Annotated in this window: 14 protein-coding genes and 1 tRNA gene; 14 read left to right on the top strand and 1 reads right to left on the bottom strand. The window is 58.0% G+C overall.

Annotation, left to right across the window (positions count from 1 at the left end; all coding sequences use genetic code 11):
* The first annotated feature begins 3 nt into the window (after positions 1 to 3).
* The 11 genes from pepT to QU660_RS08475 all read left to right on the top strand — a co-directional run bounded on the left by pepT (position 4) and on the right by QU660_RS08475 (position 12,142).
* A complete protein-coding gene (pepT, locus tag QU660_RS08525; RefSeq protein ID WP_304946097.1) occupies positions 4 to 1,245 on the top strand; it encodes a peptidase T in 1,242 nt (413 codons plus the stop codon).
* 89 nt (positions 1,246 to 1,334) lie between these two features.
* Positions 1,335 to 1,407: transfer RNA gene (locus QU660_RS08520), tRNA-Ala, on the top strand.
* Between the two features lie 74 nt (positions 1,408 to 1,481).
* Positions 1,482 to 2,732, top strand: coding sequence for an LL-diaminopimelate aminotransferase (locus QU660_RS08515; RefSeq protein WP_304946096.1), 1,251 nt, complete (start codon positions 1,482 to 1,484; stop codon positions 2,730 to 2,732).
* A gap of 25 nt (positions 2,733 to 2,757) precedes the next feature.
* Positions 2,758 to 3,411, top strand: coding sequence for a D-sedoheptulose-7-phosphate isomerase (locus QU660_RS08510; protein WP_304946095.1), 654 nt, complete (start codon positions 2,758 to 2,760; stop codon positions 3,409 to 3,411).
* Positions 3,408 to 4,190, top strand: a complete 783-nt coding sequence (locus QU660_RS08505; protein WP_304946094.1) for a glycosyltransferase — start codon at positions 3,408 to 3,410, stop codon at positions 4,188 to 4,190. The genes QU660_RS08510 and QU660_RS08505 overlap by 4 nt, the downstream gene beginning before the upstream one ends.
* Entirely contained in the window at positions 4,171 to 6,372 is a 2,202-nt protein-coding gene (locus QU660_RS08500; protein WP_304946093.1) for a hypothetical protein, read from the top strand. Before QU660_RS08505 ends, QU660_RS08500 begins: the two co-directional genes overlap by 20 nt.
* Before the next feature lie 25 nt (positions 6,373 to 6,397).
* A complete protein-coding gene (locus QU660_RS08495; protein ID WP_304946092.1) occupies positions 6,398 to 8,266 on the top strand; it encodes a hypothetical protein in 1,869 nt (622 codons plus the stop codon).
* 3 nt (positions 8,267 to 8,269) lie between these two features.
* Positions 8,270 to 9,613, top strand: coding sequence for a hypothetical protein (locus QU660_RS08490; protein ID WP_304946091.1), 1,344 nt, complete (start codon positions 8,270 to 8,272; stop codon positions 9,611 to 9,613).
* Positions 9,614 to 9,622: 9 nt separating this feature from the next.
* A complete protein-coding gene (locus tag QU660_RS08485; protein WP_304946090.1) occupies positions 9,623 to 10,462 on the top strand; it encodes a LicD family protein in 840 nt (279 codons plus the stop codon).
* Entirely contained in the window at positions 10,455 to 11,429 is a 975-nt protein-coding gene (locus QU660_RS08480; protein ID WP_304946089.1) for a glycosyltransferase family 2 protein, read from the top strand. Before QU660_RS08485 ends, QU660_RS08480 begins: the two co-directional genes overlap by 8 nt.
* A gap of 95 nt (positions 11,430 to 11,524) precedes the next feature.
* Complete coding sequence (locus QU660_RS08475; RefSeq protein ID WP_304946088.1) at positions 11,525 to 12,142, top strand: superoxide dismutase; 618 nt, start codon at positions 11,525 to 11,527, stop codon at positions 12,140 to 12,142.
* 411 nt (positions 12,143 to 12,553) lie between these two features.
* On the opposite strand, the gene QU660_RS08470 is transcribed toward QU660_RS08475, so the two are convergent.
* Entirely contained in the window at positions 12,554 to 14,089 is a 1,536-nt protein-coding gene (locus QU660_RS08470) for a BCCT family transporter (protein ID WP_304946087.1), read from the bottom strand.
* A 179-nt stretch (positions 14,090 to 14,268) separates the two neighbouring features.
* On the opposite strand from QU660_RS08470, the gene QU660_RS08465 reads away from it, so the two are divergent.
* The 3 genes from QU660_RS08465 to QU660_RS08455 are packed head-to-tail and all read left to right on the top strand — an operon-like array spanning position 14,269 to position 16,600.
* Positions 14,269 to 14,904 (top strand): hypothetical protein, encoded by a 636-nt coding sequence (locus QU660_RS08465; protein WP_304946086.1) that lies wholly within the window; start codon positions 14,269 to 14,271, stop codon positions 14,902 to 14,904.
* A gap of 20 nt (positions 14,905 to 14,924) precedes the next feature.
* Entirely contained in the window at positions 14,925 to 16,007 is a 1,083-nt protein-coding gene (locus QU660_RS08460) for a ComEC/Rec2 family competence protein (RefSeq protein ID WP_304946085.1), read from the top strand.
* Positions 16,007 to 16,600, top strand: a complete 594-nt coding sequence (locus QU660_RS08455) for a Maf family protein (RefSeq protein WP_304946084.1) — start codon at positions 16,007 to 16,009, stop codon at positions 16,598 to 16,600. Before QU660_RS08460 ends, QU660_RS08455 begins: the two co-directional genes overlap by 1 nt.
* The last annotated feature ends 37 nt before the right edge of the window (positions 16,601 to 16,637 follow it).

The raw sequence follows: 16,637 nt of genomic DNA, 5'->3' as shown, positions 1-16,637 counted from the left end.
GGTATGGATGCACTGGAAAGACTCATTTCTTATATCAAAATAGACACCCAATCCTCGGAGGAAACGGGAACCCATCCCTCGACCGAGAAGCAGTTCGACCTTGCGCGTAAGCTCGAGGCGGACTTAAAGGAGCTCGGCGCAAAGGACGTGCGTCTCACGGACAAATGCTATGTCTACGCGCGCATCCCCTCGAATCTCACGGAGGCGGAAAATGCGGTGACTCCGGCACTCGGTCTCATTGCCCACATGGACACCTCGCCCGCGGCGAGCGATACGGATGTGAAGCCACGCCTCGTCAAGAACTATGACGGCGGCGTGATTGAGCTCGGGCACGGCGAAGTGCTTGCGCCGAAGACCTTCCCGCAGCTTACCCTTGCGAAGGGGGACGATCTTCTGGTCACGGACGGCAGCACCCTGCTCGGCGCGGACGATAAGGCCGGCATTGCGGAGATTATGGCGCTCGTCGAGTATCTGCAGGCAAATCCGGAACACCGTCACGGCAAGCTTCTGATCGGCTTTACGCCGGATGAGGAGATCGGCGAGGGCGCAATGTTCTTTGATGTCGAGAACTTCGGCGCGGAAGTTGCGTATACGGTGGACGGCGGCGAAATCGGCGGCATCGAGTACGAGAACTTCAACGCGGCTTCCGGTTACCTGCACATCAAGGGCGTGAACGTACACCCGGGTTCCGCGAAGAACAAGATGGTCAGCGCCGTCATGGTCGGCATGGAGTTCCAGTCGCTCCTGCCCCCCTGCACTCCGGCGAATACCGAGGGCTTTGAGGGCTTCTTCCATCTCTGCCAGATGAAGGGCGATGAGAGCTCCGCGGAGCTCCGCTATATCATCCGCGAGCACGACCGCGAGAAGTTTGAGGGCATGAAGAAGACCTTCCTCGCAGTCGCGGAGCAGCTGAACGAAAAGTATGCGAACACCGAGGCAAAGCTCACGGCGGAAGTGAAGGACAGCTACTACAATATGAAGGAGAAGGTGGAGCCCTATCCGTATTTAATCGAGACCGCGCGGGCTGCGTTCCGGAAGCACGACATTACGCCGAGCACGGTCGCGATTCGCGGCGGCACGGACGGCGCAAAGCTCTCCTTCATGGGACTTCCCTGCCCGAACCTTTCGACCGGCGGCGAGAATTATCACGGCATTTACGAGTATTTGAATGTCACGGACTTCTATCGCATGATCGAAGTGTTGAAGACGCTGGTCACCGAGATCATCGGGAAAAAGACGAAATAAACTTGTAAGGAAATGAAAGAAAGCTTTACAAGCTTTGGGATTGGGTGTAAGATACACCTGTTGGTACGGTAGTACCGCTCAAATCCCGTGGGGGTGTAGCTCAGCTGGGAGAGCACCACGTTCGCAACGTGGGGGTCAAGGGTTCGAATCCCTCCATCTCCATTTGAAAGTAAGCCGCAGGCAGAAGCCCTGCGGCTTTTCTTGTTTCTCGCTGCCACGGCATCAAAGGAGTTCTTATGTATCGAATCAACGAAAATTATCTGAAGCTTCCTGGTTCCTATCTGTTTTCTACGATTGCGAAGAAGGTCGCCGCCTTTACCGACGCACATAAGGGCGAGCGCGTCATCCGTATGGGCATCGGCGATGTGACGAAGCCGCTCTGCCCGGCCGTCATTCAGGCGCTGCACAAAGCGGTCGATGAGATGGGAGAAGCGGAGAGCTTTCGCGGCTACGGGCCGGAAAACGGGTATGCCTTTCTCCGGGATAAGATGGTCGAGTGCGACTATAAGGCGCGAGGTGCGGAGATTCGTTCGGATGAAATTTTTATTTCGGACGGCGCAAAGAGCGACTCCGGAAATATTCAGGAGATTTTCAGCCTCGATTCCACGGTCGCGGTCTGTGACCCGGTCTATCCCGTGTATCTCGACACGAATGTGATGGCGGGTCGAAGCGGCGACTACGACGCGGCGAAGGGCGTCTATGCGGGCATCACCTACCTGCCCTGTACCGCGGAAAATGAGTTTACCCCGGAGTTCCCGGCGGGGAAGGCACCGGACCTCATTTACCTCTGCTCGCCGAATAACCCGACCGGCGCGGTCATGCGGAAAGAAGCGCTGCAGCGCTGGGTGGATTACGCCAACGAAAACGGCAGTGTGATTCTCTTTGACGCGGCCTATGAGGCCTATATCACCGAGCCCGATGTCCCGCACACGATTTACGAGTGCGAGGGCGCGAGAACTTGTGCGATCGAGCTCCGCTCCTTTTCGAAGAAGGCGGGATTTACGGGGCTGCGTCTCGGCGCGACGGTGGTGCCGCACGATCTTAGGAAAAAGGTGAAGCGCGCGGACGGCACGACCGAAGAAGTCGAGCTTCACGCGCTCTGGAGCAGACGCCACGGGACCAAGTTTAACGGCGCGCCCTACATTGTGCAGCGCGCGGGCGAAGCGGTCTATTCGGAAGCGGGACAGCGGGAGACCGCAGAGCAGGTCGCGTACTATATGCGGAATGCGCACTACATGTACGAGAACTTGAAAAAGGCCGGTTTTTCGGTTTACGGCGGCGTGAACGCGCCCTATGTCTGGGTGAAAACGCCCGGCGATATGACGAGCTGGGAGTTTTTTGATACACTGTTGGAGAAAGCCGCTGTGGTCGGAACGCCGGGCTCCGGTTTCGGACCGCACGGCGAGCATTATTTCCGTTTTTCAGCCTTCGGAACCTACGAGGATACGGTCGAAGCCATGGCGCGCATTCGGGCGCTGCAATTCTAAAGTCGCCGGAGAGAGGGGAGAGTTGATGGAGAGAGAAAAAAATTTAGAGCTCTTGCTCACGCGTTACCCGGAGTTGGAAGTTCTGAGAGAAGAACTATACCGCGCAGAGGCCCTGCTTCGCGCTTCGTTTGCGGCGGGCAATAAGCTCCTGGTCGGCGGCAACGGCGGCAGCGCCGCGGACAGCGAGCACATGGTCGGGGAGCTCATGAAGAGTTTTGCCTTTCGGCGTAGGGTGCCGGAGGCGTTTCGGAAGAAACTGACGGAGCGGGGAGGGGCGCGCGGAGAGCGTCTCGCGGAGATGTTGGAAGGTGCCCTTCCCGCCATTGCAATCACAGGACACGATGCCCTGACCAGTGCCTTCGGCAACGACACGGACTGGAAGTTTGCCATGGCGCAGCAAGTTTACGGCTACGGAAGGGAGGGCGATGTGCTGCTTGCCATCAGTACCTCAGGCAATTCCGAGAATCTCTTGAACGCGGCGGAGACCGCGCGGGCGCTCGGCCTTAAGGTCATTGCGCTCACGGGAAAGACCGGCGGTGCGCTCGCAAAGCTTGCAGACGTAGCCCTGATTGTGCCGCGACAGGAGACGTATCAGATTCAGGAACTGCACCTGCCGATTTACCACGCGCTCTGCCTCGCGCTTGAGGATCGCTTTTTCGGGGAGGAAGTTTCGAAATGACGCATAGCTTTGCGGTTTGCGCCTACGGAGACTCTCCTTATTTGGAAGCCTGCCTCCGCTCCTTGCTTCGACAGAGCGTCCCCTCCGAGCGCCTGCTCTGCACGGCGACGCCGAGCGCCTTTTTGAAGGATCTTGCAAAGAAGTACGGCTTCCGCTACTGCGTGCGGGAGGGAAAGCCCGGGATAGGTGCGGACTGGAATTTTGCGCTGAGTCAAGCGGAGGGTTGCTTTGTGACGCTCGCGCATCAGGATGATGTCTACGGTGCGCATTACACGGAGGAATTGCTGCGTGCGGTCAAGCGGTATCCGAACCTGGCGCTCTTTACCTCGGATGCGCGCATCCTAAAGAACGGTGAGATACAGAGGCGCAGTAAGGCCGAGTGTGTTAAGAAACTGCTCCGCCTTCCGCTTCGCCTGCCCTTTTTCAAAAGCACGACGGCGGGCAAGCGTCTCAGCCTGCGCCTCGGAAATCCCATTGTCTGTCCGAGCTGTGCGTATCGGAGAGACCTGCTCGGCGTTGCGCCGTTTTCGACTTCGCTCCGCTTTGTGCTGGACTGGGATTTACTCTATCGCTTCGCGGCGGAGCCGGGAAGCTGGCTGGTCTCGGAGCGCCCGCTGTTGCTCTATCGTATCCACGGCGGCGCCGCGACTGCGGCGTTGACCGAAAACCATGTGCGAGAGGCGGAAGAGAGCGCGATGTTCCGGCGCATGTGGCCGGAAAAAATTGCGGTGCTCATCCTTCGCGCTTACCGGAGTGCTTATGTTGACTACAAGAGTTAAGACAGGGGTTCTTTTTCTCCTCGCACTTTTGCTGAGCGCTCTCGCCTTCTATTTTCTCGGGGACGACGGTTTCTTTGCGGCACAGTTCTCTTCGGAGGAGACCGGCGCCATGTTTCTTGAAATCGGCGTTTTGTTTTTGCTTTTGTTTGTTGCCGCGCGCCGGGTTAAGAGCTGTCAGCGCGGCATTGCGAACGCGCTGATTTGCGCTCTCTTTGCGGCGCGGCACCTCGCGCTCTTCAGCGTGCTCATCGCGGGGCTTTGGCTCGCGGCGCTTGCCCTCTTCGGGCGAGAGCTGCTCGGCGATCGCGAACGCCTCACGGCAGAGCGGGCGGGACGCGGCTTATTGCTCGGTGCGGCGGCATGGATAGTTCTTGTCGCGTTTTTCTCGGCCCTGCACCTCGGCGGGACAAGGTTATGGCGCATACTTGCGTCCTTTGTCTCTCTTGCGGCCTTTCTGCCGCCGCTCCTCCGCTATTTCGGAGAGAAGGGCTTTGCTTTCTCCTATCACTGTACGATACGGCGAGAGTCCCGGACGGAGAGTGTGCTCGCGGCGGCGACCGTCACGGCGGTGCTCGTGCAGCTGGGCCGCATGAACATCGCAATCGACTACGACTCGCTCCGCTATGCGCTCCGCTCGCCCTTTGTTCTCGACAACGGCCGCGGCATTTTTGAATCGCTCGGTTCGGTGAACCAGGTGTATTTCTATCCGAAGGGACTTGAGATTCTGGCGCTGGCGCTCTATACGGAACATAGCTTCGGGCCTGTGCTCGCGTTTTCCTTCTGCCTCGGAATCGGCCTGCTCTGGCTTCTCTTTGACCTCGGGCGCGCGCTCTTAGGGGCAGAGGGCGCAAAGCGTCTGGTCTTTACGGCGGCGTTAATCCCCGGGGTCATGAACCTCTCGATCTCCGCAAAGACCGATCTCATCACCGTCTTATTTCAGCTCATCGCCGTGCGGGAACTCTTGACGGCGGAGCAGTCGAGCGGCAGGGCGCGGGCGGAGGCCCTCGTCTTCGGCGCGAGTGCCGTTCTCTTTACCCTGATGCTGAAGCCGACTGCCATCGTCTTTTCGGGCGGCCTGGTGTTCGCCGCCCTCCTCTATGCCGCGGTATTCCGCCCGAGGCTCGGGCGGGAGAAGACTATGGCAGAGGAAAAGAAAGAAAAGCGGGACGGAAATCCGCGGGGACTTATTCTCCCGCCGCTTTTCACCCTGCTTGCTTTCATTGCGGTGACCGCACGAACCCTGCACCTAACGGGTTACCCGTTGGTCTCGGTGTTTACCGGCGTCTTCGAGGCGCTCGGTTTTCGCGGGAAGTACCCGCTCGCCGTGCTCACGCTGCCGAATGCGGGCGCGTCTCTGACCCTTCCGGAGCGGGGCGCGGAACTGGCACGCCGCCTCTTTCTCCTCTTTTTCGCACCGATCGGAGAAGAGGGATTGCACATACGCATTGCCTGGGGGACCACCCTGATTCCGGTGCTCCTCATAGCGCTTTTGCTCCGCGGAAAGAAGCGGGCTGCGGAACCGAAGAGCGACGCGCGTGCGGCGGCACTCTTCGGCTGTCTCATCGCGGTGCAGGGAGGACTGCTCCTCCTCTCGCTGGAGCGCCTGCATCAGATTGACGGCAATTACTACGGCCTCTTTTACCTGCTCCTCTTAATCGGCGCCTTCCTTTGCTGGAAGGAGGAGAGCCGGGCGCTCACCCTTGCCCTTGCGCCGGCATCGGTCTTTGCCTTTTTCATGCTCTGCCTCACCAACTGGGCGGGCGCGCGGGGCTTCAGCGGCTATGGCGGAAGAGCCTTTCTCTTTCACCCGCACGGGCGCATAGTCCGCGATGTTGTGATACTCGACGGGGCGGAGCCCATCTACCGCTATGTGAAGAACGCACCGCGCATGCGTGTGCTCTCGTTCGCCGGGGAGCCGGAGTGTTACTTCCTGCCCTGTGACGTGCAGAGCTACACGGACCTTGAGGGCAGCGGCGGCAATGTGTATCTGGTCCGCAGCTTGGATGCCTTTAAGGAATTTTTGGACCGCATGGGCATCAACTGCCTCTACACGGACGATGACTTCCTTGCGACACATGAGCGCGCGGCGGATATCATCCGCTACTTAAGGGAAGAGGGGAGCATCGAAGTAATCATTGAACAGGAGGGCAATGCGCTCTACCGTTACCGCCGCGCAAACTGAGCGCGGCGCAAGAAGGAGGGAAGCCATGGAAGAAAAGCGGACCAAACGTGACCTGCGCAGCGATCTTTTGCTGATTGCGGCGCTGATTGCCTGGGCCTTCTTTGTAAACCGGCAGTTTCGCATCAGCGGCCTCTATAAGGACGATCTTTACACCTGGTCCTGTTGGGGAGAGCAGAGTTTTTTACAGTATGCGTTTCCGCTCGATTCGACACGCTGCCGCTTTGTCTACTGGACCCTCTCCTGGCTGGAACTGGGGCTCATCGGCGGACATTTGGAGTGGATTGTCCCGATTAATATCCTATTGAACGCGGGGCTTGCGAGCTTCCTCTATTATTTTGCGAAGCGCCTTTCCGGAAGTCGCCCGGTCGCTTTTTTGGTTGGCGTACTTTTTCTCGGTTCGCACTTTGCCTATTACCAGATCGGACAGCTCCTCGGCCTCATGGAGACCCTCGGCGTTTTCTTTGCGCTTTTACAGGCCTACTTCCTGTACCGCTACCTGAGGGGCAAAAGCGAGCGGAGAGATTTTCTCCTGGCGCTGCTTGTCTATTTTCTGAACTGCTTTACCCACGAGCGCTACATGGTGCTTCTGCCCATGTTTTTCTATTGTCTGCTGGTCCGCAGGGATAAAAAGTGGCAGCGCTACCTGCTGGCGGCGGGGGTTTTTCTCCTGGTGCAGGGCATACGCCTTTTGATGATCGGTACGGTTTCGCCGGAGGGAACCGGCGGCACAAGCCTAAAGGACACCTTTACGCTTCAGAGTGCGATTTCAAATTTCGGCATCGAGGGACTCTACACCCTCGGCATCAATGCGGGGCCCGAGCATCTCTGCGGACGCCCCTGGGAGGATACTTCCTTCCGCGTCAAGGTGATGGTGCTCTTCTGGAACCTCGCGATGCTTTCCTATCTCCTGATCAGCTTTTATCAGCTCTTTTTGTCGCGGCGCTACCGGAAGCGCGGGGCCGAGGGCATGAAGCTCATACGGGACCTCATCTTTTTTGCGGGCTTCTGGATCGGCTGTGCTGCGGCTTCGGCGGTCACGATACGCGTGGAACTTCGCTGGGTTTATGTGCTCTATGCCTTCCAGCTTCTCATGGTCGCCTATCTTTACGGGATACGGCAGGCCTCCTGCCGGGCGCGAAATCAAGATCCGGAGGCAAAGCACCGCTACCGCTTTGACAATGCGGCGCCGCTTACACTGCTTTGCCTGGTCGCCTTTTTGAGTCTTGTGATGCAACAGTATTACCGGCAGTTTATCCCGAAAATTTATCTCTTTCCGGATCAGGCGCGCTATAATTCGCTGGCGGATGTGACCTACGGTACTTACGGGAGAGAGGTGCTCGGGAAAGAAATCATCATCGTCGGAAAGAGCTATGAGATGAACGGCTTTACGGAGCGCACTTTTTTCAAGACCTTTGACCCGGCGCGAAACGGGCAGGGCACCACGGTACGCCGCGTGGATTCGCTCTATTCGATCGGGCTCGTTCACCCGCACATGCTGGTACTTGCGGAGGATCCCGCACACGATGCCTTTTTGGATGTGACCAAGGCGGTCCGCGATATGAAATGCGCGGTCGAGTACGGTTACTATCGGGATGAGTGGATGGATCAGCGCGCGTCGCTCCGCATTATGACGCAGGACGGCGACAAGATTCGCTTCCATGTGACCTATCCCGGAACGCTGCGGGGCGATGAAGTAATCACCGTTCGCACGGAGGCGGGAGAGCAGAGCTTTCCGCTCACCGAGAACGAAGCGGAGTTCGTCATCGAAGCGACGCCTTGGAGCCTGAACCGCCTCAGCTTCTCGACGAATTTTATCGTTGCGAATGCGGCGGAAAAGCGGGGCACCACGCCGCTTGCCATGCTCGTGCACTTTAAAACGGAAACCGAGGACTGAGCAATGGGTAGAAAAATGACGGTGCGGCTTTTGCCGCTCTTCGGCTTTCTCTTTTTGACGGCCTATCTTAGGAGCGCGAGTGCCGATGTGGTCTACACGGACTACATACGCCTTGTGAACAGCTATCTTGAAAATGTATACAGTTTATCGCCCTATTTGCACGGCGATATCCTGACCCGGATTCCGGTCAACTACTTGGAACGCATTGTAAATGTGCGCTTCTTTCACTACAGCACCATGTTTGATATGATGCTCGGTGCCTTCTTCCTCTCGCTGAACGCCTATTTGCTGGGGCGTTACTGCGAGAGAAAGCAACTGCCGGTCTCGGTGAGCGCGCTCCTCATCCTGCTCGTCTTTTCCCTGAACAAGTGGGAGATGCTGACGAACGGCTCCGGTTGGGTACACTTTGCGGCCTTTGCGCTCTTTTTCTGCCACTATCTGAGTCTCGACGCCGTGCTCAAAAAGAACGGGGACAGGAAGGCCGCGCGGCGTCTGCTCTGGCTGCCCTCGCTTACGATACTCTTTTTTGCCGGACCCTACTGCGCAATTTATGCGCTGACCGCCGTGCTTGCGGAGCTCGTGATCGTGCTTCGTTTTCGGCGGGACTTTCGGCAGAGTGCGCTCCGGGGGATTGCGGTGCTTCTTCCCTTCGGGCTCTATTTCATAAGCCGCAGTCTCTCGGTCGAAGAGAGACACGGCGCGACGAGCGAGTCGATTTTTGCGGTTGTGCGGAGTAGGCCGCTCCTCCTGCCGCGCTTCTTTGTTCGTTCTTTTGCCTCGACGGTCATCGGGCAGGAGAGTGCGGGAAGCCTTCCGGACTTTGTGTTTACCCTGCTCGGGCTTACGGTCCTCGCGCTCTACGCGCTCGCGTTTTGGCGCGCGGCAAAGCTCATTGAGAAGGAGCGGAGCATCTTTCCGCTCTGCTTAATCGGGTCGGGGTTCTTGAATCATATGATGGTCACGGCCTCGCGCTGGATTTTCCTCCGGGAAAACTATGGTATGAGTTCGCGCTATGCCCTCCAGTACCAGGTCGGCATGCTGGGGATTTTGCTGATACTTTTCCTCTCGGCACGGGAGAGCGGACAAAAGAGCGCAAAACGGCTCGCTTACGCTGCGCTGTTGCTTTTTTGCCTCGGCAATACGTTGACCACGGCCCATGAAATCCACATGGCGCCCTATCGAAAAGAAAATTTCGTCGCGATGCGGGAGGTCGCGCGGAATTACGCCGGAGAGAGCGATGAGACCCTGGTCAAAACGCTCTCGTATCACGACGCCGCGCGCATACGCAAGGCGCTCAGGCTCTTGGAGAGCAAACAGTTGAATGTGTTTTATGAGAAGAAGGAGTAGTGTTGTCCCATGAACAATGTCTACGGCCTGCAGGCAGTGCAGGAAGCAAATTTGAGGATTTTGAAAGAGATTCACCGAATCTGTGAAAAGTACAGGATTTCCTACGCCCTGGACTCCGGGACCCTGCTCGGTGCGATACGCCACGGCGGCTTTATCCCCTGGGACGACGATGCCGATATCGTGATGACGAGAAACCACTGGGAGGCCTTTCGAAAGGTGGCGCCGCGCGAACTGCCCGAGGGGATGAAGCTCCTCTTTCCGGACAGCTTTCAGGGCGGCCGCCGCTTCTACGACTTTACGCCGCGTATCATTTACGAGTACTCGCGCCGCAGAAAACCGGACGCGGAGACAGCCTTTTATGAGGAGAAGTTAAACCACCTCTGGGTGGATATCTTCATCCTGGATCGCCTGCCGGACGGAAAGGCCGGGGCGCACACCCTGGTTGAGCAAAAGGCGATTTACGCGCTTGCGATGGGACATCGGCGCGCGCTCAATTACCGAAAGTACGGCCTCGGGCAGAAGGGAGCGGTCTTCCTCGGCAGCAGTGCGGGAAAGCTTCTGCCCATGCGGAAGCTCTTTGCGCTTCAGGATAAAGTCGCGCGGCGTGCCAACAAGAAGCAGACGGCGGAGTGGTACTACTCGAACTACGATCCGGGCTATATCGACATACGCCTGCCGGATGCGGTTGCGCAGGAGCGTATCCAGATTCGCTTTGAGGACTGCACGCTCTCAATCCCGAAGCACTACGACGAGGTACTCACGAAGATTTACGGAAATTATATGGAGCTCCCGCCGAAGGAAGAGCGGCGTCCTTCCCACGAGAGCACGGGGATAGAGATTTATGGCTGAGAGAACAGAGAAGCTGAGCGTCGTAGTCTCGGTGTACAACGAGGAGGCGGCGCTGCCGCTCTGCCACGAGCGCCTCACGGAGGTGCTCCGGGAGAGCGGTCGGGACTACACCCTCCTCTTTGTGAACGACGGGAGCAGGGACCGGAGTGCGGAGATTCTGGATCGCTTTGCGGCGGAAGACCCTCGCGTCCGTGTGCTTCACTTTTCGCGGAACTTCGGGCACGAGGCCGCGATGATTGCGGGCATCGACTATGCGGAAGGAGCGGTCATCTGCATGGATGCGGATTTACAGCATCCGCCGCAGTGCATTCCGCCTATTCTTGAAAAACTCGACGAGGGCTTTGACGTAATCAGCATGGTGAGAACCGCAAATCACTCGGCGGGACTCGTGAAAAACCTCACCTCCTCCGCCTTTTACGGCGTGATGAATGCGCTGAGCGGCACGCGCTTTGAGAAAAACGCCTCCGATTTCTTTGCGGTTTCGGCGCGCGCGGCCGAGGTACTTCGGCATGATTACAGAGAGCGGGTGCGCTTTCTCCGCGGTTATGTGCAGAGCCTGGGCTTCCGGAGCACGGCGCTCCGATATGAGGCGGCAGAGCGCGCGGCGGGGCAGTCCAAGTACTCGCTCGCCAAACTGTTTCGCTTCTCGATGAACACCATCATGAGCTTTTCGGATTTGCCGCTCAGGCTCGGCATCTATGCCGGCATTGCTTCCGGCTTGCTCGGACTCATACTCCTGATCTACTCGATCGTGATGAAGGTGCGCATCGGCGCGCCGGCGGGCTATACGACAATCGTCGTGGTGATATGCTTCATGTTTGCTGTGCTCTTTTTCATCCTCGGCATCATGGGACAGTACATCGGTGTTCTCTTTGAGGAGGTCAAGGGGCGCCCCATCTACATCGTCGCGGCGGAGCGCGGGCGAAAACGCGAGACGGAAGGCGAACAAACGATAAATTCCCAGTAAATTAGTGGGAATTTACTTGCAAGTCGGCGGAGATGTGATATAGTGGTGATAACAAGAATAATTCCTAACAACAGATGCGACGAAAGGAGCCCACTATGTTTGAGCAGGTGAAACTCAGCTACAGCTTTGCGGCATTGGAGCCGCACATCGACGCCCTGACCATGGAGACCCACTACTCCAAGCACCATGCGACCTATACCAAGAACTTCAATGCGGCGGTCGAGGCTGCCGGCCTTCAGGGGAGCTCCGCAGAGCAGATTCTCTCTTCCCTCGACGAGGTGAAGGACGAGGCGAGCCGCAAGGCACTCCGGAACAACGGCGGCGGTTACTATAACCACAACCTCTATTTCGAGATTATGAGCCCGGATAAGAACAGTGTGCCGGAAGGCAAGCTCGCCGCTGCCATCGAGAAGCACTTCGGTTCCCTTGAGGCGCTGAAGGAAAAGCTCACGGCGCTGGCGGTCGGTCAGTTCGGTTCCGGCTGGGCATGGCTCTCGGCAAACAAGGACGGAGAACTTGAGGTCTCTGCGAGCGCAAACCAGGATAACCCCCTCATGGAGGGCAAGGGCTTTGTCCCGATACTCGGCATCGACGTCTGGGAGCACGCTTACTACTTAAAGTATAAGAACCTGCGCCCGGATTACGTAAAGGCATTCTTCGAGGTACTCGACTGGAAGAAGGTTGCGGAGAAGTACGAGGCGGTACTGGCGTAAGGGAAGCGTCCGAAAAACAGTGAGATAAAAAGGCGTCGCAGAGGACTGCGGCGCCTTTTTTGCGGGATTTGCGCTTTGTCCGGTACACAGGATGCGGCTTAGGGATGGGCGTGTAAGATGAGGGGCGGAACCGCAGAGAGAATGAGGAATCAATCGGAAAGAGAGGGATACTATGTCAGACAAGGGCGCGGAGATCAAGGGCTCAGCTGAGGGAAAAGATCGGCGAAGCGGCGGGAGTATACAGCGCGGAAACGCCGCGCGAGAATCGACAAGAGTCCCGCGAATCTTCAATCGGCCGGAACCGGTTATCGTAGACTTGCAGCCCGCTTCGCCCGAAGGTTCCGCGCAGTAGCAAAAACCACCCCCGAAACGTAGTCGGGGGTGGTTTTTTGTTCGGACCTTTCGGTCGGCTCAGTGCTCTTTCGCGTTTTTTTCTTGCTCCTGCTCCTTTAAGTAGTCCGAGGCATCCCGGAAGAAGGAGGCAAGGATCAGTATCATGATGAAGCCGATCGGGAAGGCCGCAATGATTGAGACGGTCTGCAGATTGGCCATGGAGCTCTCCGAGAAGAGGAGGGCAATCGGCAGGAGAATTAAGAGGACGGACCAGAAGAGCTTGAGTCTACGGTCGGGTTCCTCATCGCTCGACATCTCGCGGTACGAATAGGCACTCGCGACCACGGCGATGGAGTCAAAGGAGGTCGCGTAGAAGGCAATCATCGAGAGCACCAGGAGGATCAGCACGAAGCGATAGCCCGGCAGGGTGCGGAGTATCGTGAGTATGGTCTCGTAGAGATTGCCGCTCTGCTCATACATGCCGAGCAAGTCTACCTTGCCGAGGAGCTGCAGGCCGAGACCGTAGTTCCCGAGCACAATGAAGGAAATCCAGGTGCCGAGCAGGCCCGCCGCATAGCCGCCCAGAATCAGTTCGCGTATGGTTCTGCCGCGGCTGATGCTGCCGATGAAGAAGGGGGTTGCGACACACCAGACCATCCAGTAAGCCCAGTAGAAGATGGTCGTGTTCTGGGCAAAACCGGTCTTCCGAAGCGGATCCGTGTAGGTGCAGAGCGAGATAAAGTTCTGCGCGACATTGCCGATCGAGGAGAGACCGGTCTCCAGAATGTAGCGCGGCATACCGCCGAGGAAGAGCACATAAAGAAGAAGCGCAAAGAAAAGCCAGGTGCAGGAGGCGGCCATGATCGAGATGCCGTGGATGCCGAAGTAGGCGCAGACCGTGTAGACCAGGCAGATAAAGAGCAAAATCGAAATGGTCAGCGCCGTGCTGTCCGAGACCGAAAAGATGACGGAGACCGCACCGGAGAGCAGGGGGGCGGAGACCGCAAAGGTGGTCGCCGTGCCGGCAATCAGCGCAAAGACCGCAATCAGGTCAATGAGACGTCCCGGGATGCCGTCGGTGTGCTGCTTTAAGAGCGCGCGGCAGGCTTCCGAGTATTTCTGCTTGTTGCGCTTCCGGACATGAATCATGAAGGCAAAAGCGACCGAGAGCGCCAGGTAAAAGCCCCAGGGGACAGGCCCCCAGTGGAAGAGCGGAAAGCTGCCGGCCCAGTCCTGGATCTCGCCGAGCGATTGCACATGCGGGTCTTCGGCGTAGATCATCCACTCGCAGAGCGAGTAAAAGAGGATGTCCGCCGCGAGCCCGGCCGTGAACATCATGCTTCCCCATTGGAAGAAGGAGTACTGCGGGCGCTCGCCGCCGAGGCGGATGTCGCCGAAGCGCGAAAAAGCGAGGTAGAGCGTCAGCAAAAAGATGCCGAGCCCCAGGAGCAGGTAGTACCAGCCGAACTCCTCGCCGAGAAAGCTTCTGAGGGCATTCAGTGCGGCACCGGAAGCCTCCGGAGCGGTGAAAAAGGTCAGGCAGAGCGCCAGAATCAGCAGAAAGGGCAGTAGCGTAATCATCCAGTCGATGCGCTGTGAGAGTTTCTTGTTCATTTTTCTATTTAACACCTCCGATATTGAACAATTTACCACGTCGAAGCTGCTTTGACAAGGGTGAAACTTTAAGCTTTTCTGACAAAGTAGGGAAAATGCTGTTAAAATAGCTTGGCGTTCTATATAATGCGGATTGAGTAAACAGAGGTGAACAAATCATGAGAAAAACAAAAAGCGTTTTGTTAAGAACGACGGCGGTTGCCCTGCTCGGCACGGCGGCCTTGCTCTCTGCCTGCGGACAGAAGCGCGGCACACTCACGGAGTCCGCACAGGCCTCCGCGGCGGCAGAGCGGGAATCGGCACCGGATGCGGTGATTCACGATGACATCAAGTTGGATTTCGATGAGGCGCAGAGTTCCTGTGAGGAGCTGATTCAGGATGCGGACGAGTACCCGCTCTCCTCGTATATCGATACGGTTGTGGACGAGGACAGCAAGACCATTACGCTGATTTGGCCGCTCAAGAACGAGGCGACCGAGGAGGACGGTGTCCGTTATGCGAATGAGCTGATTCGCGCCTTCAACGATGCCTGTGCGGATCAGGACTTCTCGATTGCGCGCAGCACCGAAGAGAGCTACGGCGGTCTCTATCAGAAGTATGCGGTCAACATTCAGGTGTTCCGCGAGAAAGATATCCTCGCGCCGGAACTCTATCTGGTCAGTATGACGATTCCGGCGGGAACGAATGAAGCGGTGGTACCGTTTTCGCAGTACGACGGCACCAACATTGTCACACTGACGGACGGACAGGCAAAGGTTCCGGGAGGCAAGTACACGGGTGACCGCACCGGCCTGTTTACGCCGGACGCAGACTAAATTCAGGAGGCTAGGACAACATGAGAAAATTACTTCGCCGCACGGCGGCTTTGACTCTGGCGCTATTGACCTTCGCTGCGGGCACGGTGCGCGCGGATGTGGTGCAGCGCGGTGCTTCCGCGGCAACAACGGCGGCGCAGACGGAGAGCACGGTCGAAGGCGGCACCGTGGTCGATCAGAGCGCGGTCGGGGTTTCGGAGAGTACGACGGCGACCGTGACGCAGGCGGCTGCATCCCACGGCTCCGGTGTGAACACCGGGGAGGTAAAGGTTGTCACGAGTACACTCTTCGGCGGCGATGAGCTTATGCTGGTCGCACCGCGCTCGGCAAGCCAGATGATGAGCTTCGTCGTGACTACCAAGAGCGGTAAGGTCATAGTCTTTGACGGCGGCACCGAGCATGACACCGAGCATTTGAAGGAAGTGCTTCGCGCAAAGGGCGGCCGTGTGAGCGCATGGTTTATCACGCACCCGCACTCGGACCATGTGGGCGCGCTGACCAAGATTTTACAGGATGCGAACAGCGGCATCACGATCGATGCGGTCTACTATAACTTCCAGCCGCAGGAGTGGTACAACACGAACGAGGCCTACCGTGCGGACATGGTCGCGCAGTGCCGAAGCGCAATCGAGACCCTGCCGGAGAGCGCGAGACACACGGTTCACAAGGGCGATAACATCGCAATCGACGATGTGACCGTCAATGTCATGAACGATCCCTATCTCTCGAGTGTGAACTCGATCAACAATTCTTCGGTTGCGTATCGTCTGGATGTCAGCAGCCGCAGAGTGCTCTTCCTCGGCGATATGGGTGTGCAGGCGGGTAATCAGCTGGTCGCGGAGTATGCGAACAATCCGGGTGCCTTGCAGGCGGATATCGTGCAGATGGCACACCACGGTCAGCAGGGTGTGGGACGCAATGTCTACGAGGTGGTCAAGCCGACCATCTGCCTCTGGCCCACGCCGATTTGGCTCTGGGAGAACAACAACGGCGGCGGTTTAAACAGCGGAAACTGGCGCACGCTTGAGGTGAGAGGCTGGATGCGTCAGCTCGGCGTGAAGACCCATGTGGTCGCAAAGGACGGCGACCAGGTACTCCGCTGATGCGACTCGAAGACAGAGAAATCGTGCTGGCTTCGGCGTCGCCGCGCCGCCTGGAACTGCTCCGCCAGCTCGGGCTCTGCCCGGGCGTGCGGCCGAGCGAAGCGGATGAGCATTCTTCGGAGCGGGACCCCGCGCGTTTTGTGCAGGAACTCGCGCGCCGGAAGGCGGGCTTAGTCGCCGCGACGGAGACGGACGGAACGCTGGTAATCGGCGCGGACACTGTCGTGGTGCTGGACGGCGCGATACTCGGAAAGCCGAAGGACAGCGCGGCGGCGGCGGAGATGCTTCGCAGTCTGCAGGGCAGAGCGCATGAGGTCTACACCGGTGTCGCGCTGCTCCTCGCCGGAGAAAACAAGGAGCGGGTCTTTGCGGCGGAAACCCGGGTTCATGTCGCGCCGATGACGGAGGATGAAATTCAGGCCTATGTTGACAGCGGCGAGCCCATGGACAAGGCCGGTGCCTACGGCATTCAAGGGCGCTTTGCCTGCTTTGTCGAGAAGATTGAGGGCGAGTACAGCAATGTGGTCGGCCTGCCGCTCGCGGCTTTGCGCAGTGCCTACAAGGAACTTGAGCAAGACAGCGCGAGAGCGTGAAAAATAAGAGAAAACAAAGGACAGACTTCGTGAGAGG

Origin of the sequence: Stomatobaculum sp. F0698 (assembly GCF_030644385.1) — a bacterium.
Taxonomy (GTDB): Bacteria; Bacillota; Clostridia; order Lachnospirales; family Lachnospiraceae; genus Moryella.
This window is presented reverse-complemented; position numbering and strand designations above follow the sequence as displayed.

Coding starts and splice junctions, on each gene's coding strand:
- pepT (WP_304946097.1), top strand. CDS start 4: ATGGATGCACTGGAAAGACTCATTTCTTATATCAAAATAGACACCCAA.
- QU660_RS08515 (WP_304946096.1), top strand. CDS start 1,482: ATGTATCGAATCAACGAAAATTATCTGAAGCTTCCTGGTTCCTATCTG.
- QU660_RS08510 (WP_304946095.1), top strand. CDS start 2,758: ATGGAGAGAGAAAAAAATTTAGAGCTCTTGCTCACGCGTTACCCGGAG.
- QU660_RS08505 (WP_304946094.1), top strand. CDS start 3,408: ATGACGCATAGCTTTGCGGTTTGCGCCTACGGAGACTCTCCTTATTTG.
- QU660_RS08500 (WP_304946093.1), top strand. CDS start 4,171: ATGTTGACTACAAGAGTTAAGACAGGGGTTCTTTTTCTCCTCGCACTT.
- QU660_RS08495 (WP_304946092.1), top strand. CDS start 6,398: ATGGAAGAAAAGCGGACCAAACGTGACCTGCGCAGCGATCTTTTGCTG.
- QU660_RS08490 (WP_304946091.1), top strand. CDS start 8,270: ATGGGTAGAAAAATGACGGTGCGGCTTTTGCCGCTCTTCGGCTTTCTC.
- QU660_RS08485 (WP_304946090.1), top strand. CDS start 9,623: ATGAACAATGTCTACGGCCTGCAGGCAGTGCAGGAAGCAAATTTGAGG.
- QU660_RS08480 (WP_304946089.1), top strand. CDS start 10,455: ATGGCTGAGAGAACAGAGAAGCTGAGCGTCGTAGTCTCGGTGTACAAC.
- QU660_RS08475 (WP_304946088.1), top strand. CDS start 11,525: ATGTTTGAGCAGGTGAAACTCAGCTACAGCTTTGCGGCATTGGAGCCG.
- QU660_RS08470 (WP_304946087.1), bottom strand. CDS start 14,089: ATGAACAAGAAACTCTCACAGCGCATCGACTGGATGATTACGCTACTG.
- QU660_RS08460 (WP_304946085.1), top strand. CDS start 14,925: ATGAGAAAATTACTTCGCCGCACGGCGGCTTTGACTCTGGCGCTATTG.
- QU660_RS08455 (WP_304946084.1), top strand. CDS start 16,007: ATGCGACTCGAAGACAGAGAAATCGTGCTGGCTTCGGCGTCGCCGCGC.